The following is a 26,432-nucleotide window of genomic DNA, read 5'->3' as shown; positions in this document are numbered from 1 at the left end:
TGTAGACTACTGTTCATTTTAATCGACCTTTTGCCGCCAGAAATGGCGGCCTTTTTATCGGTTATTTGAGTGTAAATAAAATTAGCGGAGGGGGAAGATGATACCCAGCGCTATATTATCGTTATCTCTTCTCTTTCAACAGTGCGCCCCTGAAATCTCACCAGTCACGCTTGATGCAATTGTAAAAACAGAGTCGAGCGGAAATCCTTTCGCCGTTGCCAATATTGATGACCGCATTAGTCGTAGCTTTTCTGATAAGGCTTCGGCCATTCGTTATATCAATACGTTAAGCAAAGAGGGGAAAAAGTTTAGTGCGGGATTGATGCAGATTTATAGCGGTAATTTTAAGGCTCTTGGACTTGATAACAACACAGTATTTGATGCGTGTGAAAACATCAAGGCCGGAGCAAAAATATTGAGGCAGAACTACGAGAAAGCAAAAGGAGATTCAGAGCAAGAAAGATTAGATAAAGCAATTTCAATGTATTACTCAGGTAATGAGTTTCGAGGTTTAAAAAAAGAGGCTGAATACTCGAATACTAGCTATGTAGAGCGAGTTAGAAATAAAGCCTATAAAGTCCCCGCCCTTAAACCTCAGCAAGAAAGAGAAAGCCGAAGCGCAATCATTGATAAACCATTAACCCACTCAAGCAAAACCAATTCGTGGGATTTATTTGGAGATTTTGAAAATGAATAAAATTAAAAACATCAAAAAGAAAGCATTCAATACTTTGAAAAAAATTTCATCGGGTGCTCTTTGCTCTGTCATGGCGGCAGCACCTGCATTAGCTGCGGGTGGTGGTTTACCTGCAGCAACCAATGCTTTAACAGACATTAAAGTTTGGCTTTATAGTTTTGTTGGTATTGCAGCGATTGTTTACCTTCTGTACAACATCTTGATGGCTCTTGGGGAGCGTAAGAACTGGAGTGATGTGGGAATGGCTCTAGGCTACTGTGCTCTCGCAGGTGGTGCTTTAATCGGTGGCGAATGGGCATTAGGCCTGTTTAAGTAATCACGCCATTTGTTGAGCAGCCAATATTTAGGCTGCTTAACATCATTATTTAAATGCGGTGGTTATATCAATGCAAGAAAATCAAAACCCTGACCAATATGCAACATATAACGGTTTAAACCGTCCAGCAATGGTTATGGGGGTTCCGCTCATGCTGTTATTAACGCTTGGCATTGTTGGCTTGTTTGGCACATTTATATTTATTGCCGTAGCTGGAGCTAAGGGGTTTATTTTTACTGGATGTATATTTCTCATAGCGTTTGGCGTCAAGTTGTTATGCGATAAAGACCCGAATGCGTTAAAAGTAATTAAAATGAATCTCAAAGGTCGTCTTATCTACTTGAAGCAAGGTGATTCGATTATTGGCTTTGATTCCACGGGGTTAAGAAAATGGGAACGCTAACTTTACCATCTTTAAAGAAAGGGCGAACAGAGTCGGTAATGCGTATGTATCCTGACTATCAGTTCCATGTCAGTAAGCATATTGTTTTCACCTCGGATAAAAAGGCATTAGCATCTATTGCTATCGAGGGGATGCCGTTTGAAAGCATTTCTGACGGGGTGATAGCCTCAGAGTTTGAGTCCATAAAAACCTTTCTGGTGAATTTAGGTAAAGACGGGGATGTCTATCTTTGGACGCATCTTGTCAAAGAGCGTGTTAGTTTGGATGAAGACTATCAGTTTGATAGTGATTTTCTGCGGAGGTTTGCAGAAAAGTACATTGCGCTTTTTCAGGACGCCGACTTCTTTAAGTCTACCTACTACCTAACTTTTGGTGTTAAGTACTCCAATATCAATGAAGCTATTGAACGGATTGATGAAATCATTCATCAAGCAATGGCAATACTTGGAAAATTTGGCGCACATACCTTATCCGTTGATCAGAATCGAGTTAGTGAAGTCGCTGACTATTTATCACTTTTGCTGAACAAAAAGCATACTCGCATCCCTTTGTCTGCTACACCGATTTCATCATCAATCGTTGACTCTGAGTGGTTCTTTGGGTTCGACACGCTTGAATTACGCAACAATGAATCCGATGAAAAGCGCTTTGCCACCAACTATGTGATCAAAGACTTTCCAATGTTCACCGAGGTTGGCCAATGGGACTTTTTATTAAAACTGCCTTATGAGTTCATCATTACGCAGTCGTTCATCTATGAGTCGCCAACAAAAACTTTAAAACGCATTGACTCTCAATTGAACAAAATGGGATCTGTACAAGATGCCGCAGAAAGTCAGCAAAGTGAATTGGTGTTAGGAAAAGAAGTGGTTGCCAGTGGTATTACACTGTTTGGCTCTTACCATTGTGTACTCACTGTGTTTGGCCGCACGGCTGATGAGGCTCGTAAGAACGGTATTAAGGTTTCAACGGAGTTCGTAAGCTCCGGTAAAGGTTTTCGCTTTGTCCGCACAAACAGTGCGGGGGCGCATTGCTATTTTAGCCACATGCCAATGAGCAAAAATCGACCTCTGGATAGTCGCCGAACGATCACCAATCTAGCATGTACGTTTAGCTTGCATAACTACAGCCACGGGAAAAAAAGAGGCAATCCCATCGGTGATGGCTCAGCCATCATGCCATTAAAAACCGTTGCTGATGGATTGTACTGGCTGAATACGCATTACTCCGCGCCTGGTCGTGATGTATGCGGCCAAAAAATCTCTGGTCACGCCTTAATTCTAGGGGCATCAGGTACGGGTAAAACAACGCTTGAAGGTGTGGCCGCCGGATTCTTGCAGCGTTTTGATCCATATATGTTTGTCGTCGATTTCAACCGCTCAACGGAGCTATTTGTACGCGCATACGGTGGCACATACTTTACGTTGAAAGAGGGCGAATACACAGGCTTAAACCCGTTTCAAATCTGCGATCTTGATGATGAATTAGCGCCTAGAGTTGTGCAGTTTCTCAAGAGTTTCGTTAAAACGCTGGCTTATGATCAGAGTGGCAAGCCGTGTACGGATGCGCAAGCGGAAGATCTTGCTAAGGCCGTCGATGCGACAATGCTATTACCCCGTGAAATGCGGCGGCTCAGCACGCTATTAAGCCGGATTTCCGATCCTGAGCTAAAAATTCGGTTGGGGAAATGGTGCGGCTCTGGTCAGTACGCTTGGGCTGTAGATTCGCCACAAAATACGTTTAACCCAACGGCGTATAAGAAGGTCGGATTTGATACCACCGTAATTCTTGAGAAAACCAAAGAGGGTGTTCATCCTGCATGTGAGCCATTGTTGGCTATTTTGTTCTTCTACAAAACATTAATGCAGCGAGATGGTCAGTTAATGCTGTCCATTATTGAAGAGTTTTGGATGCCTGCAAACTTTCCTCTCACCGCAGCAATGATTAAATCAGCGCTAAAAGCTGGGCGAATGAAAGGGGAAATGATGTGGCTGACTAGCCAGTCTCCCGAGGATGCTATTGAGTGCGAAATTTTCGCGCCGATTGTGCAGCAAACGCCAACAAAAATTCTTCTACCTAACCCTGATGCTGAGTATGAAGGCTACAAAAAAATCGGATTAAGTGAGAAGGAATTTGAGCGCTTGAAACGGTTAGGGGCAAGTTCTCGCACCATGCTAATCAAGCAAAGTGGATCGAGCTGCTTTGCGAAAATGGACTTGTACGGATTTGATGATTTTCTGCCTATTATTTCCGGCTCAATGGAAGGGATCACGCTATGTGAAAAAATTCGTGCAGAGCTGAAATCGGATAATCCTGATGAGTGGATACCTGTTCTGTTGGAACGATTGAAAAATTGAGGCCGCCGATGAAAAAAACACTCCTAGCAGCACTTCTGACTTCTCAGGTCTTATGTACAACTTCCGTATTCGCATCAGGTATCCCTGTATTTGATGCGGCAGCCATAGCTAAAACAGTGCAAGAAGGTTTAACACGAGCACAAGAAGCTAAAGCCGCGCTGGATCAAGCGGTACGCGAATATGAACAAGCTAAGCGATTTGGCGAAGATACCAAGCGACGCTTTGAAGGTATCAGTGATTTTAGTCATGGATTCGATACTGTATCGAGTTATATGCAGGATTCGTTATCAAAGATAACGGAGAAAAGTGGCAGTAATCTTGAAACAATGAGGCAAGAGCACAATCTCCGTAGCGAAGATGCGAAAACACAGGAAAAATACGACCAGCTATTAAAAAAAATAGCCTTTTATGATAATTTTAATAAGGCTGTATCAGATAGGGCAAAGCGATTAGAAAGCTTACAGAGTGATCTACGTTCTGCGGATACACCACAAAAGAAATCTGATTTAGCTAATCAGTTAGCAATGGAGCAAATGACGCTTGATATGCAAATCAAACAATATGATTTAGCAGAAAAGCAATTTGCCGAAATGGATAAAGTGCGTGAAGAGAAAGAACGTCGCGAATTTTTCAAAATGACACTAGGTAGATGATAATGAAATGTAATTTTATTGTTGTTGCTATTTCTGTGGTGTTGTTTGGTTGCAAGGAGCCACCTAAAGACACCGCTTATTACCTTAAAAATAAAGAAGAAGCACAAAAGGTATTGGTTGAGTGTGAAAAAGGTACGCTCTCTGGTGATGATTGTAAAAATGCCCGCGAAGCTATTTATAAGCTTGATAGAAAAGCTCATTTAAACAGATTGCTAGGTCAATAAAGACAATATAACAATTGGAGCGTGATAATGAATAGTAAGTTTATTGTTGTTGCTGCTGTTGCTGCTGTGTTGTTTGGTTGCAAGGAGCCACCTAAAGACACCGCTTATTATCTTAAACACAAAGAAGAAGCGCAAAAGGTATTGGTTGAGTGTGAAAAAGGCGCTCTCTCTGGTGATGATTGTAAAAATGCTCGCGAAGCCATTGATGAGCTAGATCGTCAAGATTTCTTTAAAAAATCTCTTGGAAGATAATCTTTAATTTCTCTCCCACAAAAACGCACATAAAGTGCGTTTTTTTATTTCTCTTCCCAAATACATTTCATTACCGCTCTGGTTTCCCTTTATCCTTCATATAGAGGTAAGGCTTATGTTTGTATCGGATATGCTTACCGAAATAAAACATCTGGTTGAAATATCCATTGCTAAAAATGTAGGCGCTATTGCACATGCCATATCCCCTGTATTTTTTGCTGCCTTGGGTGTGTATGTATGCTTTGTAGCATTCAATATCATTTACTCACAACGTGACATTTTGATGAACGAAGTATCAAAGAACATCATGGCGTGGGCAGTTATCAGTGTATTTACTTATAGCGGTAGTTACTATGCTAATTACGTTATACCATTTGTCTTAAATGCTGGTAATGAATTATCTGCCGCCGTACTCGGCGAACCGAATGTAGCAACAAGCGTCGATGCCATGTGGCAAAAAATGAGTTCTTCGCTAGATATGTATTTAGATATCCAGATGCAAAGAACCAATAAATTTGATGTTGGTCGCAACATACTAATTTACATTACATGGGGGCTTGGTTATATAGGTGGTGCAATACTTATGTACTATGCCACGGTATTTTTGTGTCTTTCCACTTTCGCAATAGGCATTGTTCTTTCTGTTGGTGTTATTTTTATCTGCTTTTCCGCATTTCCTGTTACCCGAGGGATGTTTACCAGTTGGTGCGGTATATGTTTAAACTACATATTGCTTAATGTGTTTTTCACCATCTCATTTAGTTTTCTGGTTTCATTAATCGAAAAGCAAACAGCCATAAACCCTGAAGCTCTCGGCATAGGTAAGGTTGTATTACTATTTCTTACCATCACCGTATCAATCTATCTCATCGAGCAAATCAGTGTTATTAGCTCAAGTCTAACAGGCGGCGTGGGGATTAACGGATTAACATCCGCTGGAAATAGCTTTGCATCAGGTCTTGCCCGCGCCAGCGGTATGCGCGCATTAGGTAGAGGTGTGAGTAATGTCACTAAGGGCTTCGGTAACAAAATGAAGAATAGCGCTAAAGACTATGCCGCAAACAAATTGGGATTAGCAAAAGGCACAATCAAAGGGGGATAACCATGAAAAAAACAATTCTATTATTGTTCGCGCTATCTATTTTCGGCTGTTCATCAACAAATCCTCCCCAGCCAGCGCAAGCTAAAGGCAAATGGTATGTAATTAATACTGACATCGAAGCGATTAAGAAAGGTACTTTTTAATGAGCACTCACGACGCCGATTATTTTGAAAAAACAAAAGAAATCGCAATGAAAACTGTTGTAGACACAAAGAAAGAGGATGAAAGTTACTATCAAGCGGTAAAGAGCTTTGAACAAGGAAATATCGACTCACTAAAAAAACAGCGTTTTTTATTAAGCATTGGGATATGTGTGTTTCTAGCCGTTATTTTCGCCTTAGCATTTGCCATTGCAGCAATGGCTCCGCTAAAAACAGTGGAGGCATATGCTATACGGGTTGATAATTCGACGGGATACACCGATATTGTCAAGCCTATCGAAAATGAGAAGGCAACATATGACGAAGTTGTCAATAAATACTGGATTTCACAGTTTGTGATTAACTATGAATCATATGATTGGCAAACCATTAGCACGATGAATGACACCGTGCAGCTTATGTCTTCATCAAATGTTTTCTCCGAATATCGCAGAAATATTCTTGCGCCAAATTCACCGCTTAATGTTTTGAAAGACAACTACAAAATCAAGACAAAAATCAAGTCTGTCACTTTTTTGGAAGAAGACACGGCGCAAGTTCGCTTCTCTAAAATCGTGCTGACTAGCGCCGGAGAGCCTGCTAACGAATACGTTACGACTAACTGGGTTGCTACCGTTGCCTTTGACTTTAAACATGAAATCAAAACAGAAGGCGAGCGCTTGTTAAATCCACTTGGTTTTAACGTTCTATCCTATCGAGTTGATCCGGAGACCACCAAATGAAATATAGCTGCATTGCCGCATCGCTACTGATAGGCGTTGCGGCCACGTCTGTACATGCTGCATCTGTCGGAATTGGATCGCGTTTTGATCAGCGCATCCAAAAAACAACCTATAACGCCGACGACGTTATCAAAGTCATGGTTAAAAAGGGGACAGTATCTGTTGTTGAGTTTGGCGAAGATGAAACCATTGATGGGATAGGACTCGGCGATCCCGCTGCATGGGCTGTCTCTACTCTACGAAATAGCGTATTGTTTCGACCAATCGTAGAAGATAACCCAGATACGAATGTTGTCGTTCTGACAAACAAGCGGAATTACAATCTGTATTTGATGTCAACAAAAGGATTACCGACATATCGTCTGAAATTTACCTATCCAAAGCCGTTAAAATCATCACCATCGGCTACTCAGAAAAAGATACCGTGTAATAGCGCTGGAAAAATTAATGGTAAATATTATGTTCGTGGCAGCATGAACATTTCACCCTATCAGATATGGGATGATGGGCAATTTACGTGTATGCGCTGGGCTAACACAAGTGATCTTCCCGTTGTTTACCGAAAAAATGCCGATAACAAAGAGATGCTTGTGAACACGCACATGGAAAACAACACAATGGTTATCCATGAAGTATCTAATGACTTCGTGCTCCGCCTTGGCTCATCTGTTTTGGATGTTCGTACCGACTCAATAGTTCCTCGTTTTTATAATTACAAGGGATCATCAACTAACGAGTATCGTCAGGAGAAAACCGATGAAAAATGACGGTATTATTGAAGTAAAAGGAAAATCAGGCTCTAAAAAGAAACTGATTATCTTGTTATCAATCTGTGTGACAGTTTTTATTCTCATTGTCGCCATTATCAAGTTCTTGCCTCGCTCTACTGAGGAAGACATCCCACCAAAACCCGCATCCACAGATAACAGCGCATTACAACGCGCGACACAAGAAGACAAAGGGCTACAAGGGCGGATTCAAGAAATAAAGCAAGAGATCAATAGAGAGAAAGAAGAAGAACGCAAAGCCGCAGAGAAAGCGGCAGAAGCTGAGCGAAAACGGCAAGAAGAAGAACGACGGAAGGAGGAAGAAAAGGCTACCAAGAACTCAGATGCAGTCGAGCAGATTAAGCAAAATCAACCACCATCAGCCTCCACATCAACCTCACCGCAAGACGAAAACAAACCTCTTCCTAAACACCTTCGTATTTTGACCGGGGAAACCCTCGTGGTTTTGAACAACCAAACCCAGCCAAAAACCGAAGAGAAAGACAGTGACGATTTACTACAGGGGAGCACGTTTGCGAATGGTTCAGCGAGCGTTATCAAAAACCGTAAATGGTTGCTGGCTGCGGGCACATCGCTTAGCTGCGTTCTGAAAACGAAAATCGTCACTTCGTATCAAAGTCCTGCGGTGATGTGCCAATTGACCAAGGATGTGTATTCAGATAACGGTGAAATGTTACTGGCTAGAGCTGGCGCTATGCTCATTGGTGAACAAAAACAAGCCATTGCACAGGGCATTGCGCGTGTTTTTGTCACATGGACAAACATTAAAGATGGAAATATCAATGTGCGCATTGATGCTCTTGGTGCTGATGGCCTTGGTGCTTCTGGCTTGCCAGCGTGGATAGATAATCATTTCTGGGAGCGTTTTGGCAATTCAATGCTATTGAGCTTAATTGATGACTCATTAACTGCGGCATCGACGCATTTAGCTAAATCAGGCTCAGAAAGCAACGGGATCACTTTTGATAATACCAGTGACACCGGTAAGAAAATGGCTGAAATTGCATTGGAAAATTCAATCAATATTCCTCCAACAGCCTACATCAATCAGGGTGAATTACTGACAGTAATTGTCCCGCGCAATATCGACTTTTCTAGCGTTTACGAGTCTCGTTAATCTTTTACCCCGTGCTGGAAACCGGACACGGGGATTTCTCGTGTAAGGAGCGGTTATGCACACCTTTAAAAAAGATGCGATGGCCTTGCATTTTTTACAGGTCGTTGGCATCCAAGCCATTTTGGATTGTGATGGCGTTACCGAAGTAGCAATAAATCAGCCTGGTCGAATCTGGTATGAAGATCGCGATGGTTGGCGTGTCATTGATGCCCCTCACGCAACCTATGAGAACCTTGAACACCTCGCCAGTGCGCTCTGTATTTATAGTGGCTTAACGTATTCATTATCGGAGTATCCGATTGCATCGGTTGTTTTACCGAACGGCGAGCGCGGGCAAATCATTGCACCGCCAGCCACTGAGTCTGAATGTATCGCTATATCTATACGCAAACCTTCTCTGACGCGATTCTCAATTGATGACTATGTAAAATCTGGGCGCTTTTCCAAGGCGGCTATTGCTTCTGGCGTTACGGTATCAATGACTGAACGACAACAATATTTGTATTCGTTGTCGCGTGGTACCCCAGAACAAATTGGCGTGTTTTTGAGAGAGGCGGTTAATGACCGCCTCAATTTTTTGATTGTAGGGGGAACCGGCTCAGGAAAAACCACGGTAGCTAAGGCGATTGCTGATTTATTTCCACCCAGCCGCCGCTATGCAACCATAGAAGATACACATGAGATGACTTTGCCGTTACACCCTAACCATATTCACCTTTTCTTTCAAAAAGGCGGCATTAGCGCACGCGCCATTATTGAAGCGTGTATGCGCTTAAAGCCGGATCATATTTTCTTGGCCGAGTTACGCGGTGATGAAGCATGGAGCTATTTAGAGGCGCTAAATACGGGGCATGAAGGCTCTATTACCACGATTCACGCCAACAATACTTACGCTTCGTTTTCACGACTAGCAAGCATTGTTAAGCAAAGTGAGGTTGGATTAACCCTTGATATGGATTTGGTTATGAAGACTATTAAAAAATCCATAGATGTAATTTTGTTTTTCAACAAAACGTATCTAACCGAAATTTATTATGAACCCGAAGTAAAAAACAAATTGCTAAGCGAAGACTAAAGAGCAACTCACCATGAATAAAAAAATAGTACTTGCCATATTTTTGTTATTTATTCTTGCGTTATGCGCTATAGGTTCAATTTATCTTGGTGGATACATGCAACTACATAAAGCAGGAGTCCACCCTTCATCATTAACGTTCAATACTTTTTTTGAAATAAACGAAGCATTTGGTCAAGATAGCGCCTATAAAAAAATCATTGCATTTGGCTGGATAGGGTTTGCCATTCCATACGCGGTTTTCCTGTTCTTAATGGTAACAGTGATCATTGGTTTGCTACCTAAAAAAATCATCTATGGTGATGCTCGATTAGCAACACCAATGGATCTTGCGCGTTCTGGTTTCTTCCCCAAAAAAGGAGACAAACAGAAATACCCGCCCATTCTGATTGGTAAGATGTTCAAGGGGCGATTCAAAAACAATTATATTTATTTTTACGGCCAGCAATTCTTAATCCTGTATGCGCCTACACGCTCAGGGAAAGGTGTGGGCATTGTTATCCCGAACTGCGTTAACTACTACGACAGTATCGTGGTTCTTGACATCAAGTTAGAAAACTTTTTCCTTTCTGCGGGATACCGCCAATCACAAGGGCATGAATGCTATCTCTTTTCGCCTGATGGCTTTGCCGAAAATGCGAGTGCCGCAAGTAAGGGTGAAATTAAATCGCACCGCCTTAACCCACTTGATTACGTGAGTCGTAGCCCATTACAGCGCGAAACCGATCTCAAAAAAATTGCCGCTATCCTGTACCCAATGTCTGGGGGAGATAATGACACATGGAATGAATCTGCGAGTTCGTTGTGGATAGGACTGGCGCTTTACCTTCTTGATATGGAGAAGGTGGAGCCAACAAAGGTTGCGTGCTCTCAAATAATCAAAACGTCAATACCAAGCTCAGGCGATCCTCTTGAGAAATGGATGGATCTAACGATTAAAGCAAAAGGTGAGCTGCTTGGTGAAGATACAAAACAGTATTTCCGCAAGTTTATGTCTGCGGCAGATAGAACCCGCGCATCAATATTAGTTAACTTTAATAATGGCATGGCCGTGTTCTCTAACCCTGTCACCGCAGCCGCAACAGATGCCAGTGACTTTGATTTGCGTGATTTACGCAAAAAGAGAATGTCAGTGTATCTTGGACTTTCCCCTAATAGCTTAGTCACCCATGCAAAACTGGTTAACCTGTTTTTCTCGTTGTTAGTTAATGAAAACACAAAGGAGCTTCCAGAAAACAACCCAGAATTGAAATACCAATGCTTATTAATATTGGATGAATTTACCTCAATGGGGCGTGTAGAGATCATTCAAAAAGCAGTCGGATTTACGGCGGGATACAACATTCGCTTCATGTTCATTCTACAGAACAAGGGGCAACTTGAAGATCCCAAAATGTATGGCAAAGAAGGGGCGGAAACTTTCATTGAAAATACCGGTGTGGAGCTGTATTACCCGCCAAAATCAATAAATGACACGGCAAAATCAATATCAGAAAAGATTGGTGTCCGTGACATGAAGGTAACGAAACACTCAGACTCTCGCAGTTCAGGTAAAGGCGGTAGCTCACGTTCACGTAATCATGATGTGATTAGCCGTGCCGTATTGCTTCCTGAAGAAATAGTATCGTTACGCGATCACAAGAACAAAACTGGAAACATGGCTGTTCGGGAAATCATTTTATCCGATTACTGCCGACCGTTCATTGCAAACAAAATCATTTACTTTGAAGAACCTGTATTTATGGAGCGTGTAAATTACGCCAAAAACAATCCAGTATCCATACCGTATTTATTTAATGAGGAGGAGCGTAAAACATTTGAGGCAAGCGCAATGGGTATTAGCAACGTTATGAATAAACCTAATTTAGATGTTCACGACACTGTTGATTGTTCCGAATAAGGATTCCCCATGAAAATATCCAGAAGGCTATTATCAGCATCATTATTAACTGCCTATGTAATGACCAATGCAACTATCCCCAATGCCGCGCACGCAGCCTCTAATGATGAGTGTGCTATCTGGCTTTGCCTACCAACAGGCTTTCCTAGTGGATGTGGTGGAGCAAAAAAAGCATTTCTAAACAGAATAAAAAAACGGAAATCTCCGTTACCCAGCTTTAGCAGTTGCGCCGTAAAAGAGTCGGAAATACCGCATGAACTAATCGGCGACTATAAACCGAGCGATCTTACCTATAAAGAAGGCATTGCAGCCAAAATGCCTGATGGTCGTCATTTAGACGGGCAGCGCTGCGTAAAAATCACCCGTAAAGGGGAGGTTGTGACATGGAAACCCTATGGATGCACCGCAACCGATAGTTGGGTTCAGACTTATATGGATGGAAAGCCATACGGCGAAAAATTTTACTATTAATAGGAGATAATTGATGTCTATTAATCGTCTGTTTATCGCAGAAAAACCCGCACTTGGTGCCGTAATTGCTGATGCGCTTGGTCAGGCTGAACGTCGTGATGGTTACATCCAATGCGGTAATGATGCTGTGACATGGTGCGTCGGCCACGTACTTGAACTAGCACCGCCAGAAGCGCATAACGCTTCTTATGCAAAATGGAATATGACGGATTTACCTCTTAAATTACGTCCTCATCAATACCAACCCAAACCCACCACTGAAAAACAATTCAATGTCATAAAAAAACTGATTAGCCAAGCGAATATTTTGGTGAATGCAGGCGATCCCGATGATGAAGGTCAGCTACTTATTGATGAAGTAATCGAGTTTTGTCATGCCAGCCAACCTGTTAAGCGCGTACTGATTAACGATTTAAATGTTGCCGCAGCCAAAAAAGCGCTCAACAATTTAAAAGATAACCGCGAATTTTTTGGCTTATACCAAAAAGCACTTGCGCGTGCGATAGGTGATCAGCTCTACGGCTTCAATATGACCAGAGCATATACATTAGCAGCCCAGGCTAAAAATGGCGGGAAGCACGTCCTGTCTGTTGGTCGTGTACAAACCCCGATCCTTGGATTGATAGTTTCTCGCTATCTCGCCAACAAAAATCACTCAGCCAGTTTCTTCTACAGCATTAGCGGGCAATTTGCGTTTAGTGGCTCAACCCTCAAAGCGCGTTACCAGCCTACAGAACAGGTACCCGTCGATGACAAGAACAGGGTTATTGATGAAGCATTTGCAAATGGTGTGCTTAACGCTTGTAAGGGGCAAAAAGCGAGCATTACCAAGCACGCAATAGAAGATAAACAAACGCTTGCGCCGCTACCGTTCGCCTTGCTTGATCTACAAGCCGCTATGAGCAAAAAGCATGGGCTAAGTGCGCAAACAACGTTAGAAATCACACAGAGTTTGCGTGAAAAACACAAAGCCATCACCTATAACCGCTCAGATTGTAATTATTTGTCTAGCGAGCAATTCGCTGATGCAGCTCAAACGCTCGCAATAGTCAAAAACTTGTTTCCAAGCATGAGCGAGTTAAACATCAATCCAAATCAAAAAGGTCGAGCGTTTAACGATGCCAATGTCACTGCACACACGGCCATAATTCCAACAACAACACAGCCAAATCTCAGCGCGATGAGCACGGATGAAAAGAAAGTGTACACCGCTATTGTTGAGCAGTATGTAGCGCAGTTTATGCCTGCGCGAACATATAAGCAGTGCAAAGTTGATCTGGACGTTTGCGGCCACAACTTTACCACGTCAGCAACGCTAACCACGGATGCGGGATGGTCTGTATTACTAAGTGGGCAAGAGGCTGATGATAACGAAAACGAGATTGCGATGGAGACGCCCTATGCCGTTCTCGCGCAACTCAGTAATGATGGCGCATGTGAGGACATTTCGATTTCCAAAGAGAAAACGAAGCCGTTACCGCTTTACACAGAAGCGACATTACTTAAAGACCTGCAAAGAGTCGCCAAATACGTTACCGATCCAAAGATTAAGCAATTGCTCAAAGAGAAAGACGCAGGGAAAAAGGGAGAAAGTGGCGGTATTGGAACGCCTGCGACTCGCGCGGCCATGCTAGAAACGCTCAAACGTCGTGGGTTTTATGTAGAGAAAAATAAAAAACTCGAACCAACACAACTTGGCATTGATTTCATTGCAGCACTTCCCAAAATCGCGACAACACCTGATATGACCGCACTTTGGCATGAACAGCAAACAGCCATCGAGCGTGGAGAAATGACGGTTGATCAGTTCCTCGATGCCTTGGAATGGTTTATTGCAGACCAAATTAAGGAGATTGATGTCACAAATATAAAACTGCCAGAAAAGCCTAGCTTTAACGTGAATTGCCCAGATTGTACGGGTGAACTCACGAACACCGCAAAGGTTGTTTTCTGCAAAAATTGCCAATTCAAACTATTCAAAACAATCTGCAAAAAGACACTTACCGACAATCAAATCATTACTTTACTCAAAAACAAGAAAACCCCTGTTATTAAAGGTTTTACATCCCAAAATGGGAAGGCTTTCAACGCCAGCTTAACGCTTGAGCAAGGCGGAAAAGTAAAGTTTGATTTTGCAAAATAATATATCTCTCCTGCGCAAAGCGCAGGGGAAAATTAACAAAAAACTTGCGACTGAGAATACTATGGGAAAACCAAAGTTAGTGGATCAAGCACTTAAATTTCATCACGACTATTATGGTGAAGATGTTTATGGCGTGATTGTGAAAGATTTTGATTACTACCCCAAACTAACTTCTATTTTTATAGAAAGAAAGAGGCGAAAGATATACTCGAATTTAGATATTGAGCCTATAGCTTCAACAGTTGTCCATGCGGGAAGTCAACCAGTAATGGTAAAGTCAGGTCGGGGAACTAGGTTGATGTTTAAAGATGGTTCGGGAGCATTTCGAGTACACCTAGGCAATAATGAGGTTGTACATATAATACGATTTATTCTTAATTCTAAAGTAAGAATGGAGTATGTTGTAGGTTCACAGAAAAGTATATCAATGCTCCATTCCCTCTGCGAATTAGGCACTTCAAAGTTAAATCACTCGCTGCCAAAACGTGGAATCTGGAAAACAGACGCAACTTCACGCGATGGCATTTTTTATTACGGAAAAGCCAGAAAGCAAGAAATCGAGGATGCAAAACGATTTTCTTCACATCCTAAATTTCATGAATTAGAAAGGGACTTCAATCAATTTTTTGAAGATATTGACTATTATACCCGTTACGGACAAGCAGGAATGCGTAAAATCCTCTTCACTGGGCCACCAGGGACAGGGAAAACAACCATTATCAAAGCGTTAGCAGCTAAATACCAAGATAAATACTCGTTCATCTATGCAGATGTGTTTTTTAAAGATGTATGTATCGCCGCATCGAAAAAGAAACAGCCTACCATTATTATTGCTGAAGAGGTAGATGAGCTATATAGAGCACACGCAGGGTTATTAAGTTTTCTTGATGGTGCTGACTCACCAAGAAATACCGCGGGGACATACATCATATTTTCAACAAATTACCCAAAGAAAATAGATCCTCGGATTAGAAAACGCCCCGGACGCATTGATCGCGTCATCTCAGTTGGAGCGTTCCGAACGAAAGATGCCGCTGCATGTGCCAAAATGTATTTACCCGACGATGTATCTATTGACCATAAAGAACTCGGTAAAGCACTTGACAGAACAACACCAGCAGAAATAAAAGAAATCATTAACATTGCTATGGGTATGATTAGAGGAACCCAGCGGGAACTCTCTATCGAGGTGATTAGTAATGCAAGAAACTTCTTAAAAGGAAGTTTAGATTTAAGCGTCATGGAAGCAGAAGAAGATATAGATGATAGAGAAGAGGATTTTAGGAGGAACGGCCCACTACCAGATTATGACAGCTATATATGTGATCAATAGTCAAGCATACATAACTAAACTAGCACTAAAAAGTTATCCACAATTTACGTGGATAACTCTGTGAGTTATTTTGCACATTATATGGGGTAAATATAGCCATATAAATAAATTTACCCCAGCAAACACTTTATTTTCTTCGCATGATAAAAGCCAGACTGTAACCAACAATCAATAAAAATAATAAAGCAACGATATGGAACACATCATCACCCAAAAATTTCAATTGTGTGCCTGATACTTCCTCTTGGTATGGGTTGGCCATGTAAATCAATGCAGGAATAAAGGCCACATAAACCCCTATAGGAATCAAAGGGTAGACATACCGAAATCGCCAACTATTGGCATAACATAGCTTAAATAGCACCAACAGCAGAGATGATGATAGAAAGAAAAACAGCAGCGCCTTTAGATAAACAAGAATCGGAATAGACATTGCGCCATAAATGACAAACAATACAATGCTGGAGAATATAAAGAAACAAACAAAATGAATATCATTTAGTTTATTGCGCATAAAAATTCAACACCCATTGGATCACTTACAGTTATGAGCCAAAAGGATAGCAAAAGGATCTCGAATGTGTTTTGTCTAATAGGGCTATCTATTTCCCCCTATAACTCAGCACCTATCGTTCAAAATTACGCTTGTTCAAGCTTAAAATAAGACCTAATAGAAACATTAGGTCTTAAAACAATCACATCTCGGATTCTGTTTTCTCGTTTGTACTTGCTCGCTCCATCCGACTGTTTAGCGCTTCCTGCAAGTACTCTCTAGCCCCATCATCGGATAAGTGCTTAATCTCGTTTCGCTCAAACTCACGGTTAAACGCCAAATCTCGCGCTGCATGTTTTTTCTCAAATTCATCCAGCAAAATCTCTTTGATGTTTTTCTGCTCTGCGAGATCAACGTGAGCATCGTCTGTCTTTTCTTTTTCTACTGGATTACGCAAGTATGCAGGTACATCTCTCAGTTCATCAAAGCTGCTTGCACTAGCGCCCAGCGGGTTCTGTTCGCTAGGCAATGGTTTATCGCCATGCTCATTGTCAGCTTTATCGTTATCGCGCTTTTGGTCTATGGTTGCCAGATCTGACTGCATCGGTGCTGATTCAATGCTCGCGGCAAGCTCAGCCTTACGCTCTTGCATGATCTGATGATACTTGTCTGGGTGAATAATGATATTCATCCCCTTTTCTGCGGCAACCTCAGCACACAGTTGCTTAAACTCTTCTGAGCCATTCAGCTTCAACGAACCACCAAATTTTTCTTTGGCGTACTCAAGCATAATACCAATGGCTGCTTTATCATCTGTCTTTGCAACAACACGCAACCCCTTATCAATGAAGACCGCTTTTTTGCTTTCAGGATCGCAGTACTCTATCTTCGATTCAGTTCGACTCACGGCCAAATCTTTCAGCTTGATATACTCTCTTACCTGTTTTTCACAGTGAATAGCCTCTTTAAGTCCAAGCGAGCTATTTTTTCCGCAAGTAATGGTATTTTCACCATCATTTGTCATAATAATTCGTTTGATCTTATCAAGTGTTTTCATTGCGTCTTTACTCTCAGTCCAGTTAGCATGGTATTGACTAATAAAATTTCTAGCCTCGTGCTCCTTCTCGGCTATACGCTCCATAGATGTAATTTTTACATAAGCAATCACCCCCTTTGCGATTTCTCTTTCTTCCTTCGGCACATATCGCAACTCAGCACGCAATTGCTTGATCTGAGCATAAACAGCTCTCCGTTCTTGGCTGACGAATTGTGATAAATACCGCTTTGACGATTTTAGAGAATCAAGCCGCTCTTTAACCGCACTCTCGGTTAAACGAGAAGAATCCAATTGATATTTTTTTCCAGATTGCTGCTCTGCGTACACTTTGAGTAAAAATTCCCTAGCCTCATGCCAAGGAAGATTGATGTGCTTGGTCAAAAAGTCAGACGCATTCATATTTCTTTGTCCAACCCTGACTCGCATCGAGCCATCTTTTGCTGTTGTTATCTTGTACTCTTCGGGTGTAATGTTGAATGCTTGTTTTGCTGCCGCTAAAAATCTCTCTGGGTCAATGTTTTTCCTGATCTCAGAAAATAGCTCTCGCTCATTTTCCTGTGCTTTAGCATTAATATGAGAAAAAATAACCTCATGCAAAACACTGGATTCGGCTATTGATTTTACTCCTCCTGTAAGATGTTCATCCCATCGCACTGACGAACAAAGATCCTCTTTTCTGTCTCCACGCTTTGCCAAATCACGCTCCGCATTATCTGACAGAACACGCTTAGTCGAGGATGCTTCAAGTCCTCGCAATCCGTAAACCAAACCGCATTCGGGCATACGTGGCAAGCCAAATGTTCTTTGGGATACAAACTTTCGGGAAGAGTATTCAACACTTCGCTGACGATCATTTTCCCGTCGTCTCTCTGTTGGAAGTTGAAATTTTTCTCTGTACTCATGGTCAATCCTCTTTAGCGTATCTCTTTTATCTTTATTGGGAATTGATTTATAGGCTTGACGACGCTTTGCCGATGATGGGTAAACATACTTAATTTCTAAACTTTTCTGATTAACCCAATCATCGACTCTCTTTTGTATTTCCGTAACGCTCGGTTTTTTTATCGAAAGCTCACGACTCTCTATATACTCCTTGCTAAATAATGGATTTTTTAAGTTAGTATACTTTTCGTCACCTTGAAACTTAACAGCAAAGTAGGCATTCTCTTTACCTGCATTCCTTATTTTAACATCACCATAATTTTTTAAAAGATCGTGGAATTTTTCTATACTATTCACACCATGCTTATTCATGTCATCATGAATTTGTTTTTTTATAGCACCTTGCCGCTCCCGAAACAGATCGCCTTTGACGCGAGACAAAATTTTTGATTGGTTGTCATCTGTAACCCTTACCCGTTCTTTCGGACTAACCAATCCATATTTATAATTAAGATGCTCCTGTATAGCATCCATCATACTTCTTGTAGATGAATCCTTTAAGTTACCACGAGGATTCATTGACTTACCAGTAACCAGATTAGTTCTTGGTATAACAATATGAATATGAGGTTTTCGCTCTACCAACTCCCCCGTTTTATTGTCAATAAGATGCTTTATTTTTGGCAGGTGAGCCTCAGCATAAAATGAAAACTCTTGCTCATCATAAGCAGTCATCAACATCCTTTTATAGTCTTCTGTAATAGAAGACAGCTTTTCTTCACTAATTTCAGACTCATAAAAGGAAAGTGTAATATGTAGATAACGCTCCTGACCATTGTTATCTATGGACTGAATAACAGAGTTAGTAAGAGCTAAATCACCATCAAGAACTAAACGCTGATCTAGCTCATCTCTCGTAAACTCGCGCTCAGCCTTCCTGCCGTTTTCTAAGTATTCGGCAATGCCATCATTTCCACCACCAATCCTGATTATCATTTCAGCGCCCCCAACAATCCATCGCGAATTGAAATCAGAGCATTCATAGCTTTAATGAAAGTACTTTCACTAACAACACCTCGCTTGTTAGCAACATTTAATCGCTTAGCAATTTGATTAATGTTGTTACTCGTTTTATTCACATAAAACAGTAATTTCTTATAATCTTGGTTTGTTGTTTTTGATTTTTGTGGTGGCGGAATCTCTATTACTCTTGATAAAATAAGAGACCTGAAAAAATCAGACTTTGATATGTTAGATGACTCTAACAACACTCGAAATGGTTCATACTCTTCATCAGTTAAACGTATTGCAATGATATTTTTTCTTTCTACAGCCATGCTCACCACCGTAATTATAAGGTTCGTAGAACCGCACAGTCAGGGGTTTCAAAGGGAGCACCCTTTGGCACGACGATGTTACAAGGCGCGGAGCGCCGTGTAAACATCGGTCTCGTGCCTGAACTCTTTGTTTAGCAAAGAGTTCAGCCGCAAATAGATATCAATGCGATATCATTAAGACATCACATGGATATCAATCAGGTATCACATAGATATCACATGGATATCAACCAGATATCGCAATGATATCAATAAGGAATCATTTAGGTATCACATGGATATCAATTAATAGATTTATTATATTTGCGGTATATACCCACATGGAGTGAGATATCATGACAAACGCAGAACTTCTAGAGAAAGTCAAACCTATAGCCGAATCAATGAGTCAAAACATTGCCAGCAAGCAACATGTTTTCAACTCACACAAATCGATTATTGACGAGTGCAAAAATAAAGGAGTTAGCAATCAACTTATAACAAATGCGATAAATCACCACCTTACAGAAGGCTCTAAACTAACACTACATTATTTCAAACTATTATTAAATCGTTCTAAATCACAAAGCAAAAAAACGGGCATTAAAAATGAAAACCTTACTGATATAATTCGAGAAGGAGGCATTAAGGGAACGGAGGAATCACATACCAAGCCGATTAAGGGATTCTTCTCAAAAAGAGAGGAAGAACGAAAGATAGAACACAACGCATCTGCAACAATGGCAAAATTTGAAGACAAGTACAAATGAGGATTAAAATATGAATACATCAATCAATTTCGTATTACAAGGTAAGGGCGGTGTAGGGAAATCATTCGCATCATCAATACTCGCGCAATACTTTATTGATTACAAAAAGAAAAACAATGTTGTTGTAGCCGACACTGATCCAGTAAACACGACAACAGCTAAAATAAAGCGCCTCAATGCAGACATAATCAAAATCATTGAGAATAACAATGTTGTACAATCACGATTCGATAGCATGTTTGAATCCATCCTCGAAGGAGGAGATCTTAACTTTGTTATTGATAATGGAGCATCAACATTCCTTCCTTTGCTTCAATATTTTCATGACAACCAAGTCATGGAAATGTTTAACGAAATCAAACAAGATGTATACATTCACACCATTATCGTTGGTGGGCAGGCACAAGCTGATACAATAGAAGGCTTTGAAAGTCTTGTTAATTTAGTAAAAGGCTCAAAAGCTAAAATTATTGTATGGATTAATGAGTTTCAAGGTGAACCAATCCTATCAGGTAAACATATTTACGAAACTAATTTCTTTGAACTAAATAAAGATGTTGTTGCAGGCGCAGTACTAATAAAAGATAGAAAAAGCGATGCCTTTGATACTGATGTGAAAAAATTAACATCAAACTCCATGACTCTAATCGAAGCACTCGAATCTGATGATTTTGGACTTATGGCTAAATCTCGCCTCAAGCGAGTTTTCAATGATGTATATACTCAACTGGATGCAATCTATGACAATGTTGAGGTGATTCATGAGTGATAACACATTACAACAAGATCCGTCTACCAATGACGTACTAGCGTTATCTCAACAAGATATAAAAGATGTTCTCATTGAGGTATTCAAAAGAACAGGACAAAAAATTAGTGTCGACGATCCTGTTCTAGCCGTTGCTGTTTCAAGCAATCTGTTCATTGAAAGAATATCTAGCATAATAAAATCTGATATCGAATCCTGCTACGCCGGATGGGAAAGAGTTATAAGCGAATCGGAAAACAGACATTTAGAAAGAATCAATAACATTTCTGATGTGGCGAACAAAATAGAGGAAGAAAGTCTAAAACATATACAAAAGTTATCAGGCTCAATTGCAGATGAAAAAAATGGAATAGTTGAAGAAGGCATCGCAGCTAAAGAGCGTTTTCGCGCTGACGCAAGAGAAATTTTAGAAGAAATACGAGATGAATTTAAAAAGCAAGCGTCTGGCTATAAGCCATTAAAGAAAAGTACATTGATTGGCTTTGCTTTTTGCGGAGCGCTTGCCTTATCAGCTGCATTTTCTTCAGGGGCTTATCTCTATTTGCAAGAGAAAGCTAACAACCAGATACAAAGCGCTAATAAAGAACTAAAAACCGTTTTAATGTCAAGTTCAGAGTTAATAGACTTTACTCAAAAAACAATAAAATCATTACCAACCAAGCAACAGAAAGAAGCTCAAAAAGAATTTGAGCGCATAATTAACTAACAAAAAGGCCGCAAATGCGGCCTTTTCTTTGAAGCCCATGTATGGGCGGTTGGCTGGCGCGCAATCTGAAAGATTGCTGCACGCCTGCTTGCTCTTTGCAAAATATCCACAAATCCACATGAGACTTAGCCAGCGATAAAATACCCCAACAACGGGTATTTTGAGCGGGAGCGCCCGCAATGACGGGACAAGTCATTGCGGGGGCGATTGTGGAGTTGTGGATATTTTGTTTCTGATAAAGCGGGTTCAAGACCCGCTTTATCAGATAGGCGCGCTACAAATTAGATAGACACCCAGCAATCTTGATTAAATCATCCGCAGACAAGCCGGACAACTCCACACCATAGCCCCTGTATCCTTCATGGACAATACCGCAGATCTTCTTGTCAGTTTCAATTCTCGCCAGCTCACCGGAGTTATACCCCTTGGATACCTTCACTAATCGGGATAATGCCCCGCGCAAGATCTCCGCTTGATCTCGTTTAGCGCAATACTTTTTGTGCATCTCTTCATACTTCGAGATCAGCACAGGTGCATCCATTAAAATTTTTCGCTTAATATCGCCCGCTATTGCGGCAGCGCTGCGTTCTGGTGATACGGTGCATTTCAAACGCACACCAAAATCACCGTATTTGTTATCTTTTAGCAACCCAAGAATAATAATTCTTCCCTTTTCCATCATCGCCAACAAAACAAAATGCCGATAATCAGGGTTAATCATTCTAATCCGATATTCGCACGCTTGCCGAACATCAATACGCCAACCCGCCCCTAACTCAGCGCAAACGCGCACAAAATGTGAAAAATACTCTTTGTGAAATGTGATATCTTTCATAAATGCATTATCCTATTATTGCATTTATACTTTGCATTCCTATCCTTCGGGGCGTAAATCGCACGCAGTCCGCCAGTTCACGCCCCATTTTTTAATTATGCGGCGCGCTCCTCTACCGCATAACGTCCCCACGCTTTACGTTGACCGCCTGAACCGTACATCTCCCGAATTTCATCTATAGTGTGCTCTTTGTTGTTTCTGCGGCAGCGGTGCTCCTCTGGTCGGTAATACCAACGCCCCTTTTTCGGTGCCCACTTACAGCGCAGCGCTTTTAATTCCTCACGATGCGCTTTCGTCTCGCCTGAAATCCAAACCCAATTACCGATAACCTCAAAAACAATACCCGCCAACTGATTAAGCGCAGTTAATACCGCCTCCAACTCCTCGCCGTAGTTATAACGCGCCTCCGGCTCGGTTGCTTGGTATTGGCTTAGACGCTCAATATTCCCCATCAACACATCAAACGCCGCATTAACCGCCTTCATCAACTCCGCCCCTAATGGGTTCCGGTCTGGATGAAATTTCAACGCTAATCTTTTATAGGTGGCTTTGACATGCTTTTCGGTTAAATCATCACCACTCAATCCGAATACGTTTAATGCTTCTTGTACGTTCATCGCTATTTACTCCTACAAAATGTTGGGGTTAAATAGCGCCCTTGCGGGCGCTATTGTTGGCTTATGCCGCCTGATAGAATTTAATCAGCCGGACAAACTCGCCCCATTCGTAGAACTTCATAGCCGGAATGGTGGCCGCTTTACCGCTTGCAATTTTTTTCGCGGTATCTATAATTTCTTTAGACATAATGATTTGCCTCAATATGTTGATTATTGGATAAGGACTGTTACCGCAGTCCTTTTTCATTTTTGGCGTTCGCCAAACTCTCTATTTCCTATCACCTCCTTGCTTTTGCTTTTAAAACCCCATGCTTTCCGAGTTCCGAGCCGCAAAGCTCTTACTCGTTGCGCCTGATTTCTTGTCCGGTGCTCGGTTCTTAACCCATGCTTCCCTGAGACCTTCGCCGCGTTATAAGGCACTAGACCCGCGCGAATAGACCAAAAAACCAGTGCGCGCCTAGAGCGCGGCTTGCGGACACTGGTTTTTTGGACAAGCGCGGGTATGGTGACGAGCGGCAAAGGACTTAGGGGAGCATGGCATAACCGACCATTGACTGAATCAGGCGCAACCGCGTGGGCTTGCGGCGGGAACGCAGGAAGCACACGCCCTTTATAGCCGGACTATCAAGTCCGGCGGTTGGGCGGCGCAATCCTTTGGATTGCTGCAAGCCTGCTCTTGCTCTTTAGGCATCCGTTGGCAGCGTCAGCCGGAGACAAAGGCTCCGTTCTGGTTAGCGTTCATGATGAACGGTTAGCAGAATGCCAGCGGACGACCCCGCATGGCGGGGGAGCCGAAGCGTGCCCCCTGCTTTTGCTGTACTACAGGAAAGCCTAATCAGGCGAGAGAAGGGATAAGCGCGGGGGAGAGCTGGTCGCAGCCAGCACAATAATGTAATCAGTGAGTAGAGTCACTCCGGTCATTTTTGGATCGTGCCAAAATATATTCGCTTAGATTAATGTGTATATTTTCTATTGCAACATCAATACCAGCAACAGCGAATTTTGCATGACTTAATCCAACAACTAACCAACTATCCGCTTTGTTTTTTTTCATCCACTCCAATAGTGTATTTAGCTCTGGCGCTGTTGTTTTAACAATGCTTGATAGGTGTTCGATTGCAGAGCTATTAAATTCAGCACTGATATATTTTGGATTGTTTAGTGCAAATTCTGTATTGCTTATAATAGGCCAATACTGCATGTTATGCTCAACTACAGAAGGCTGAAGGCACTCCACTACCTTTCCATCACTATCTTTGATAGTTGAATAAGATATCACTTCAATGCCTAAATCAAAAAAAACATCAGGGCAATTTACCAGAAAAGAATTTGATTGTTCACCACTCAATATAATCTTATTTGAGAACTGACGAGCACATAAAAGTATATTGATAGGGATATTAAACACCATAAAAAAACCCCTTTTAACAATTAGACAAGTTTTAGCATTCAGCCTTTGCTCTCTCAAGGCATTCATTCCAATACTTATCTTGAACAGAGATCGCACGATTTATAGCTTCATCTACCGATTTACCATAAGAAAAATGTCAAGACGTTACCCCCAACTAGGTGCACATGATGAGAACTCACCATCGTCATAGAATGAAAAATTACTTGGCACAGGCGTAGCAAACTGAATCAAAACGCCAGCTATATTTTTATCATAAATAAAATCAAGTAAATCACTTTTAGTTGATAAGCTCTCATAATTAGAAATATTTTCATTACTATAATCTTCACCAAGATACACACAAACACAAAATGCAAGCTGCGTATAACGATGATCCACTATCGATAATTAACCATTACAAACTGGCAATTCTATATTACTGGATAAAGAAGGAAAATTAAAGCATTGAAGAACTTTTCTGTAATTAACAAACCATAAAATAATTCAGTATAAATATTCACACACCCCAATGAAATAAAAAGCACTGCCATTCCATATGGGCGAAAACGTTGACGCACAACTCCACAATCGACCCCACAATGACTTGCCCCGTCATTGTGGGCGCTCCCGCTCAAAATACCCTTTGTTGGGGTATTTTATCGCTGGCTTAGTCTCATGTGGATTTGTGGACAACGGAAAAGTGGAACATTAACCCTTACTCTTTCGTCTAAAGAGACTCTCATCAAACCATATTGCGGCAACCAACAACACATTAGCAATAACAAGCAATAAAACAGCACCAACAATACGAACAATCACGTCATAAAGTCTATTTACGGGTGCAGACTGAAAAAAAGGCTCTGGAGTAAAGTTAATAAAGCTCCCCCAGATCTGAGATAGACTTTTAGGCATCACATAATCAAACAACACACTCGCGTAATTCGTGCCTGAGAAAATCGTAAGCAAAGCTGCAACAAGGAGGATAAACACAAAGAACAACACTAAAAGCCTAAAAACAAAAGCAACAAACACCCATCTATTAATCATAGCCCTCCTCACAAAGATATTTATAACAACATTAAACTACATCACAGTTAATAAAATATCCATAATCACCAAGGGGCATAAACTGCCCCACCATTTTTATAGTTCTATCAGTTCGCACTTAAAATTAGAAATTGTAACTCGCTCATCTGTACAAACCCCAATAACCTTTGGAGTAGATAGTTTCCTTTCACATTCAGCGCGAGTAAGTTTTGTTTTTGAAAAATGCACCCACTCAATAGGTGTACCACCCGGCTTATTAATAGTCCCTGTAATTTTATATCTAGGCAAAACCACCCCCTAAGATCAGCAAGGCTTGACAAGCACACAAAAAATCAAAACTAAAATAAAAAAATTTTATAGAAAGTAAGCGGTGAAATACACCATCGACATTCCTAGAGTTTGACATTTTGGACTGCTTAACGCAGTCCATTTTTTTACCCTCCCCTTTCGCCAATAGCGCAGCTCTTGCAGCCTGAACAGCAAAATCAGCCTTATGAGAGTTTTTAGATCGCGTAATGATTTGCCAGATTAAAACAGATAAGTCACACATAACAATGAACAACAGATAAAATGTTAATCATCATTTTTTTGTTTTTCAGATAGTTTCGCGTCAATATGAAAAAAAAGCCAGCAAGCCAAAAAACCCAAAACAAAACCGATAACAAAAGTGTTCTCGCCAACAGAATTAATCATACACCCCCAATGGCTTGATTTAATCTTCATATATTTTACTCAAGACCAACTGTTTCAGCATCAATTTTGTCATGCTCTTTATGGGTACCAATAAATTTAATAAATACTCACCCTCGCCGCAATGTTACACCGTCACAAACTCA

30 protein-coding genes are annotated in these 26,432 nt (G+C 41.3%); 20 read left to right on the top strand and 10 right to left on the bottom strand.

Annotated elements, in window-relative coordinates; translation table 11 throughout:
- Positions 1 to 97 precede the first annotated feature (97 nt).
- The 17 genes from LQ901_RS16625 (at position 98) to LQ901_RS16545 (ending at position 15,714) form a co-directional block, all read left to right on the top strand.
- Entirely contained in the window at positions 98 to 697 is a 600-nt protein-coding gene (locus LQ901_RS16625) for a lytic transglycosylase domain-containing protein (protein ID WP_233672494.1), read from the top strand.
- On the top strand, positions 690 to 1,013 hold the full coding sequence (locus tag LQ901_RS16620; RefSeq protein WP_233672493.1) for a TrbC/VirB2 family protein: 324 nt from the start codon (positions 690 to 692) through the stop codon (positions 1,011 to 1,013). Before LQ901_RS16625 ends, LQ901_RS16620 begins: the two co-directional genes overlap by 8 nt.
- A 70-nt stretch (positions 1,014 to 1,083) precedes the next feature.
- Complete coding sequence (locus tag LQ901_RS16615; RefSeq protein ID WP_233672492.1) at positions 1,084 to 1,416, top strand: VirB3 family type IV secretion system protein; 333 nt, start codon at positions 1,084 to 1,086, stop codon at positions 1,414 to 1,416.
- A gap of 44 nt (positions 1,417 to 1,460) precedes the next feature.
- A complete protein-coding gene (locus tag LQ901_RS16610) occupies positions 1,461 to 3,773 on the top strand; it encodes a conjugal transfer protein (RefSeq protein WP_233672505.1) in 2,313 nt (770 codons plus the stop codon).
- An 8-nt stretch (positions 3,774 to 3,781) separates the two neighbouring features.
- Complete coding sequence (locus LQ901_RS16605) at positions 3,782 to 4,426, top strand: type IV secretion system protein (protein ID WP_152108746.1); 645 nt, start codon at positions 3,782 to 3,784, stop codon at positions 4,424 to 4,426.
- Between the two features lie 2 nt (positions 4,427 to 4,428).
- Positions 4,429 to 4,650, top strand: a complete 222-nt coding sequence (locus tag LQ901_RS16600) for an EexN family lipoprotein (RefSeq protein WP_233672491.1) — start codon at positions 4,429 to 4,431, stop codon at positions 4,648 to 4,650.
- 27 nt (positions 4,651 to 4,677) lie between these two features.
- Positions 4,678 to 4,902, top strand: coding sequence for an EexN family lipoprotein (locus LQ901_RS16595; protein ID WP_233672490.1), 225 nt, complete (start codon positions 4,678 to 4,680; stop codon positions 4,900 to 4,902).
- 115 nt (positions 4,903 to 5,017) lie between these two features.
- Positions 5,018 to 6,004 carry a type IV secretion system protein gene (locus tag LQ901_RS16590; RefSeq protein WP_233672489.1) on the top strand — a complete coding sequence of 329 codons (987 nt, stop codon included), beginning with the start codon at positions 5,018 to 5,020 and terminating at the stop codon, positions 6,002 to 6,004.
- A gap of 2 nt (positions 6,005 to 6,006) precedes the next feature.
- Entirely contained in the window at positions 6,007 to 6,147 is a 141-nt protein-coding gene (locus LQ901_RS16585; RefSeq protein ID WP_233672488.1) for a hypothetical protein, read from the top strand.
- The gene (locus LQ901_RS16580) at positions 6,147 to 6,887 is read left to right on the top strand and encodes a virB8 family protein (protein WP_233672487.1); all 741 of its coding nucleotides are present in this window, start codon (positions 6,147 to 6,149) and stop codon (positions 6,885 to 6,887) included. Before LQ901_RS16585 ends, LQ901_RS16580 begins: the two co-directional genes overlap by 1 nt.
- Positions 6,884 to 7,654 (top strand): TrbG/VirB9 family P-type conjugative transfer protein, encoded by a 771-nt coding sequence (locus LQ901_RS16575; RefSeq protein ID WP_152108750.1) that lies wholly within the window; start codon positions 6,884 to 6,886, stop codon positions 7,652 to 7,654. Before LQ901_RS16580 ends, LQ901_RS16575 begins: the two co-directional genes overlap by 4 nt.
- Positions 7,644 to 8,792, top strand: a complete 1,149-nt coding sequence (locus LQ901_RS16570) for a TrbI/VirB10 family protein (RefSeq protein ID WP_233672486.1) — start codon at positions 7,644 to 7,646, stop codon at positions 8,790 to 8,792. Before LQ901_RS16575 ends, LQ901_RS16570 begins: the two co-directional genes overlap by 11 nt.
- A 55-nt stretch (positions 8,793 to 8,847) precedes the next feature.
- Positions 8,848 to 9,867: a P-type DNA transfer ATPase VirB11 gene (virB11, locus tag LQ901_RS16565; protein ID WP_230402527.1), complete on the top strand. Its 1,020-nt coding sequence runs from the start codon at positions 8,848 to 8,850 to the stop codon at positions 9,865 to 9,867.
- 13 nt (positions 9,868 to 9,880) lie between these two features.
- Positions 9,881 to 11,767, top strand: coding sequence for a type IV secretory system conjugative DNA transfer family protein (locus tag LQ901_RS16560; protein ID WP_233672485.1), 1,887 nt, complete (start codon positions 9,881 to 9,883; stop codon positions 11,765 to 11,767).
- A gap of 9 nt (positions 11,768 to 11,776) precedes the next feature.
- Complete coding sequence (locus LQ901_RS16555) at positions 11,777 to 12,238, top strand: conjugal transfer protein TraL (protein WP_230402531.1); 462 nt, start codon at positions 11,777 to 11,779, stop codon at positions 12,236 to 12,238.
- Between the two features lie 13 nt (positions 12,239 to 12,251).
- Positions 12,252 to 14,381 carry a type IA DNA topoisomerase gene (locus LQ901_RS16550; protein WP_233672484.1) on the top strand — a complete coding sequence of 710 codons (2,130 nt, stop codon included), beginning with the start codon at positions 12,252 to 12,254 and terminating at the stop codon, positions 14,379 to 14,381.
- 61 nt (positions 14,382 to 14,442) lie between these two features.
- Positions 14,443 to 15,714 carry an AAA family ATPase gene (locus LQ901_RS16545; protein ID WP_233672504.1) on the top strand — a complete coding sequence of 424 codons (1,272 nt, stop codon included), beginning with the start codon at positions 14,443 to 14,445 and terminating at the stop codon, positions 15,712 to 15,714.
- Between the two features lie 127 nt (positions 15,715 to 15,841).
- On the opposite strand, the gene LQ901_RS16540 is transcribed toward LQ901_RS16545, so the two are convergent.
- From LQ901_RS16540 to LQ901_RS16530, 3 genes are all read right to left on the bottom strand, one after another.
- Entirely contained in the window at positions 15,842 to 16,228 is a 387-nt protein-coding gene (locus LQ901_RS16540) for a hypothetical protein (RefSeq protein ID WP_233672483.1), read from the bottom strand.
- A gap of 181 nt (positions 16,229 to 16,409) precedes the next feature.
- Positions 16,410 to 19,142 (bottom strand): LPD7 domain-containing protein, encoded by a 2,733-nt coding sequence (locus tag LQ901_RS16535; protein WP_233672482.1) that lies wholly within the window; start codon positions 19,140 to 19,142, stop codon positions 16,410 to 16,412.
- Entirely contained in the window at positions 19,139 to 19,483 is a 345-nt protein-coding gene (locus LQ901_RS16530; RefSeq protein ID WP_152108739.1) for a plasmid mobilization relaxosome protein MobC, read from the bottom strand. Before LQ901_RS16530 ends, LQ901_RS16535 begins: the two co-directional genes overlap by 4 nt.
- Positions 19,484 to 19,818: 335 nt before the next feature.
- On the opposite strand from LQ901_RS16530, the gene LQ901_RS16525 reads away from it, so the two are divergent.
- Genes LQ901_RS16525 through LQ901_RS16515 form a run of 3 tightly spaced genes read left to right on the top strand, consistent with a single transcriptional unit; the run spans position 19,819 to position 21,707 of the window.
- On the top strand, positions 19,819 to 20,232 hold the full coding sequence (locus LQ901_RS16525; RefSeq protein ID WP_233672481.1) for a hypothetical protein: 414 nt from the start codon (positions 19,819 to 19,821) through the stop codon (positions 20,230 to 20,232).
- 10 nt (positions 20,233 to 20,242) lie between these two features.
- Entirely contained in the window at positions 20,243 to 21,001 is a 759-nt protein-coding gene (locus LQ901_RS16520; protein WP_233672480.1) for a conjugal transfer protein TraL, read from the top strand.
- Positions 20,994 to 21,707 (top strand): hypothetical protein, encoded by a 714-nt coding sequence (locus LQ901_RS16515; RefSeq protein ID WP_233672479.1) that lies wholly within the window; start codon positions 20,994 to 20,996, stop codon positions 21,705 to 21,707. The genes LQ901_RS16520 and LQ901_RS16515 overlap by 8 nt, the downstream gene beginning before the upstream one ends.
- 274 nt (positions 21,708 to 21,981) lie before the next feature.
- Here the strand turns inward: LQ901_RS16515 and LQ901_RS16510 are convergent, their stop codons facing one another.
- From LQ901_RS16510 to LQ901_RS16485, 7 genes are all read right to left on the bottom strand, one after another.
- Positions 21,982 to 22,542 (bottom strand): hypothetical protein, encoded by a 561-nt coding sequence (locus LQ901_RS16510; protein WP_233672478.1) that lies wholly within the window; start codon positions 22,540 to 22,542, stop codon positions 21,982 to 21,984.
- Positions 22,543 to 22,637: 95 nt separating this feature from the next.
- Entirely contained in the window at positions 22,638 to 23,159 is a 522-nt protein-coding gene (locus tag LQ901_RS16505) for a J domain-containing protein (protein WP_233672477.1), read from the bottom strand.
- 61 nt (positions 23,160 to 23,220) lie between these two features.
- Entirely contained in the window at positions 23,221 to 23,346 is a 126-nt protein-coding gene (locus tag LQ901_RS16805; RefSeq protein ID WP_255698602.1) for a hypothetical protein, read from the bottom strand.
- A gap of 708 nt (positions 23,347 to 24,054) precedes the next feature.
- Positions 24,055 to 24,570, bottom strand: coding sequence for a hypothetical protein (locus LQ901_RS16500; protein ID WP_233672476.1), 516 nt, complete (start codon positions 24,568 to 24,570; stop codon positions 24,055 to 24,057).
- A 144-nt stretch (positions 24,571 to 24,714) separates the two neighbouring features.
- Positions 24,715 to 24,948 (bottom strand): hypothetical protein, encoded by a 234-nt coding sequence (locus LQ901_RS16495; protein WP_233672475.1) that lies wholly within the window; start codon positions 24,946 to 24,948, stop codon positions 24,715 to 24,717.
- Positions 24,949 to 25,257: 309 nt separating this feature from the next.
- Positions 25,258 to 25,596: a hypothetical protein gene (locus LQ901_RS16490; RefSeq protein ID WP_233672474.1), complete on the bottom strand. Its 339-nt coding sequence runs from the start codon at positions 25,594 to 25,596 to the stop codon at positions 25,258 to 25,260.
- Between the two features lie 96 nt (positions 25,597 to 25,692).
- On the bottom strand, positions 25,693 to 25,890 hold the full coding sequence (locus LQ901_RS16485) for a DUF1187 family protein (RefSeq protein ID WP_370635695.1): 198 nt from the start codon (positions 25,888 to 25,890) through the stop codon (positions 25,693 to 25,695).
- Positions 25,891 to 26,432 lie beyond the last annotated feature (542 nt).

Source organism: Plesiomonas sp. PI-19 (assembly GCF_021368255.1).
Classification (GTDB): Bacteria; Pseudomonadota; Gammaproteobacteria; order Enterobacterales; family CAMTGL01; genus Plesiomonas; species Plesiomonas shigelloides.
This window is presented reverse-complemented; position numbering and strand designations above follow the sequence as displayed.

Bases quoted from the DNA above. Each gene is read 5' to 3' on its own strand.
- LQ901_RS16595 (WP_233672490.1), top strand. From the start codon at position 4,678: ATGAATAGTAAGTTTATTGTTGTTGCTGCTGTTGCTGCTGTGTTGTTT.
- LQ901_RS16555 (WP_230402531.1), top strand. From the start codon at position 11,777: ATGAAAATATCCAGAAGGCTATTATCAGCATCATTATTAACTGCCTAT.
- LQ901_RS16600 (WP_233672491.1), top strand. From the start codon at position 4,429: ATGAAATGTAATTTTATTGTTGTTGCTATTTCTGTGGTGTTGTTTGGT.
- LQ901_RS16585 (WP_233672488.1), top strand. From the start codon at position 6,007: ATGAAAAAAACAATTCTATTATTGTTCGCGCTATCTATTTTCGGCTGT.
- LQ901_RS16535 (WP_233672482.1), bottom strand. From the start codon at position 19,142: ATGATAATCAGGATTGGTGGTGGAAATGATGGCATTGCCGAATACTTA.
- LQ901_RS16540 (WP_233672483.1), bottom strand. From the start codon at position 16,228: ATGCGCAATAAACTAAATGATATTCATTTTGTTTGTTTCTTTATATTC.
- LQ901_RS16550 (WP_233672484.1), top strand. From the start codon at position 12,252: ATGTCTATTAATCGTCTGTTTATCGCAGAAAAACCCGCACTTGGTGCC.
- LQ901_RS16515 (WP_233672479.1), top strand. From the start codon at position 20,994: ATGAGTGATAACACATTACAACAAGATCCGTCTACCAATGACGTACTA.
- LQ901_RS16560 (WP_233672485.1), top strand. From the start codon at position 9,881: ATGAATAAAAAAATAGTACTTGCCATATTTTTGTTATTTATTCTTGCG.
- LQ901_RS16605 (WP_152108746.1), top strand. From the start codon at position 3,782: ATGAAAAAAACACTCCTAGCAGCACTTCTGACTTCTCAGGTCTTATGT.
- LQ901_RS16620 (WP_233672493.1), top strand. From the start codon at position 690: ATGAATAAAATTAAAAACATCAAAAAGAAAGCATTCAATACTTTGAAA.
- LQ901_RS16505 (WP_233672477.1), bottom strand. From the start codon at position 23,159: ATGAACGTACAAGAAGCATTAAACGTATTCGGATTGAGTGGTGATGAT.
- LQ901_RS16570 (WP_233672486.1), top strand. From the start codon at position 7,644: ATGAAAAATGACGGTATTATTGAAGTAAAAGGAAAATCAGGCTCTAAA.
- LQ901_RS16490 (WP_233672474.1), bottom strand. From the start codon at position 25,596: ATGATTAATAGATGGGTGTTTGTTGCTTTTGTTTTTAGGCTTTTAGTG.
- LQ901_RS16510 (WP_233672478.1), bottom strand. From the start codon at position 22,542: ATGAAAGATATCACATTTCACAAAGAGTATTTTTCACATTTTGTGCGC.
- LQ901_RS16615 (WP_233672492.1), top strand. From the start codon at position 1,084: ATGCAAGAAAATCAAAACCCTGACCAATATGCAACATATAACGGTTTA.
- LQ901_RS16580 (WP_233672487.1), top strand. From the start codon at position 6,147: ATGAGCACTCACGACGCCGATTATTTTGAAAAAACAAAAGAAATCGCA.
- LQ901_RS16525 (WP_233672481.1), top strand. From the start codon at position 19,819: ATGACAAACGCAGAACTTCTAGAGAAAGTCAAACCTATAGCCGAATCA.
- LQ901_RS16575 (WP_152108750.1), top strand. From the start codon at position 6,884: ATGAAATATAGCTGCATTGCCGCATCGCTACTGATAGGCGTTGCGGCC.
- LQ901_RS16530 (WP_152108739.1), bottom strand. From the start codon at position 19,483: ATGGCTGTAGAAAGAAAAAATATCATTGCAATACGTTTAACTGATGAA.
- LQ901_RS16625 (WP_233672494.1), top strand. From the start codon at position 98: ATGATACCCAGCGCTATATTATCGTTATCTCTTCTCTTTCAACAGTGC.
- LQ901_RS16805 (WP_255698602.1), bottom strand. From the start codon at position 23,346: ATGTCTAAAGAAATTATAGATACCGCGAAAAAAATTGCAAGCGGTAAA.
- LQ901_RS16590 (WP_233672489.1), top strand. From the start codon at position 5,018: ATGTTTGTATCGGATATGCTTACCGAAATAAAACATCTGGTTGAAATA.
- LQ901_RS16500 (WP_233672476.1), bottom strand. From the start codon at position 24,570: ATGGTGTTTAATATCCCTATCAATATACTTTTATGTGCTCGTCAGTTC.
- LQ901_RS16610 (WP_233672505.1), top strand. From the start codon at position 1,461: ATGTATCCTGACTATCAGTTCCATGTCAGTAAGCATATTGTTTTCACC.
- virB11 (WP_230402527.1), top strand. From the start codon at position 8,848: ATGCACACCTTTAAAAAAGATGCGATGGCCTTGCATTTTTTACAGGTC.
- LQ901_RS16520 (WP_233672480.1), top strand. From the start codon at position 20,243: ATGAATACATCAATCAATTTCGTATTACAAGGTAAGGGCGGTGTAGGG.
- LQ901_RS16545 (WP_233672504.1), top strand. From the start codon at position 14,443: ATGGGAAAACCAAAGTTAGTGGATCAAGCACTTAAATTTCATCACGAC.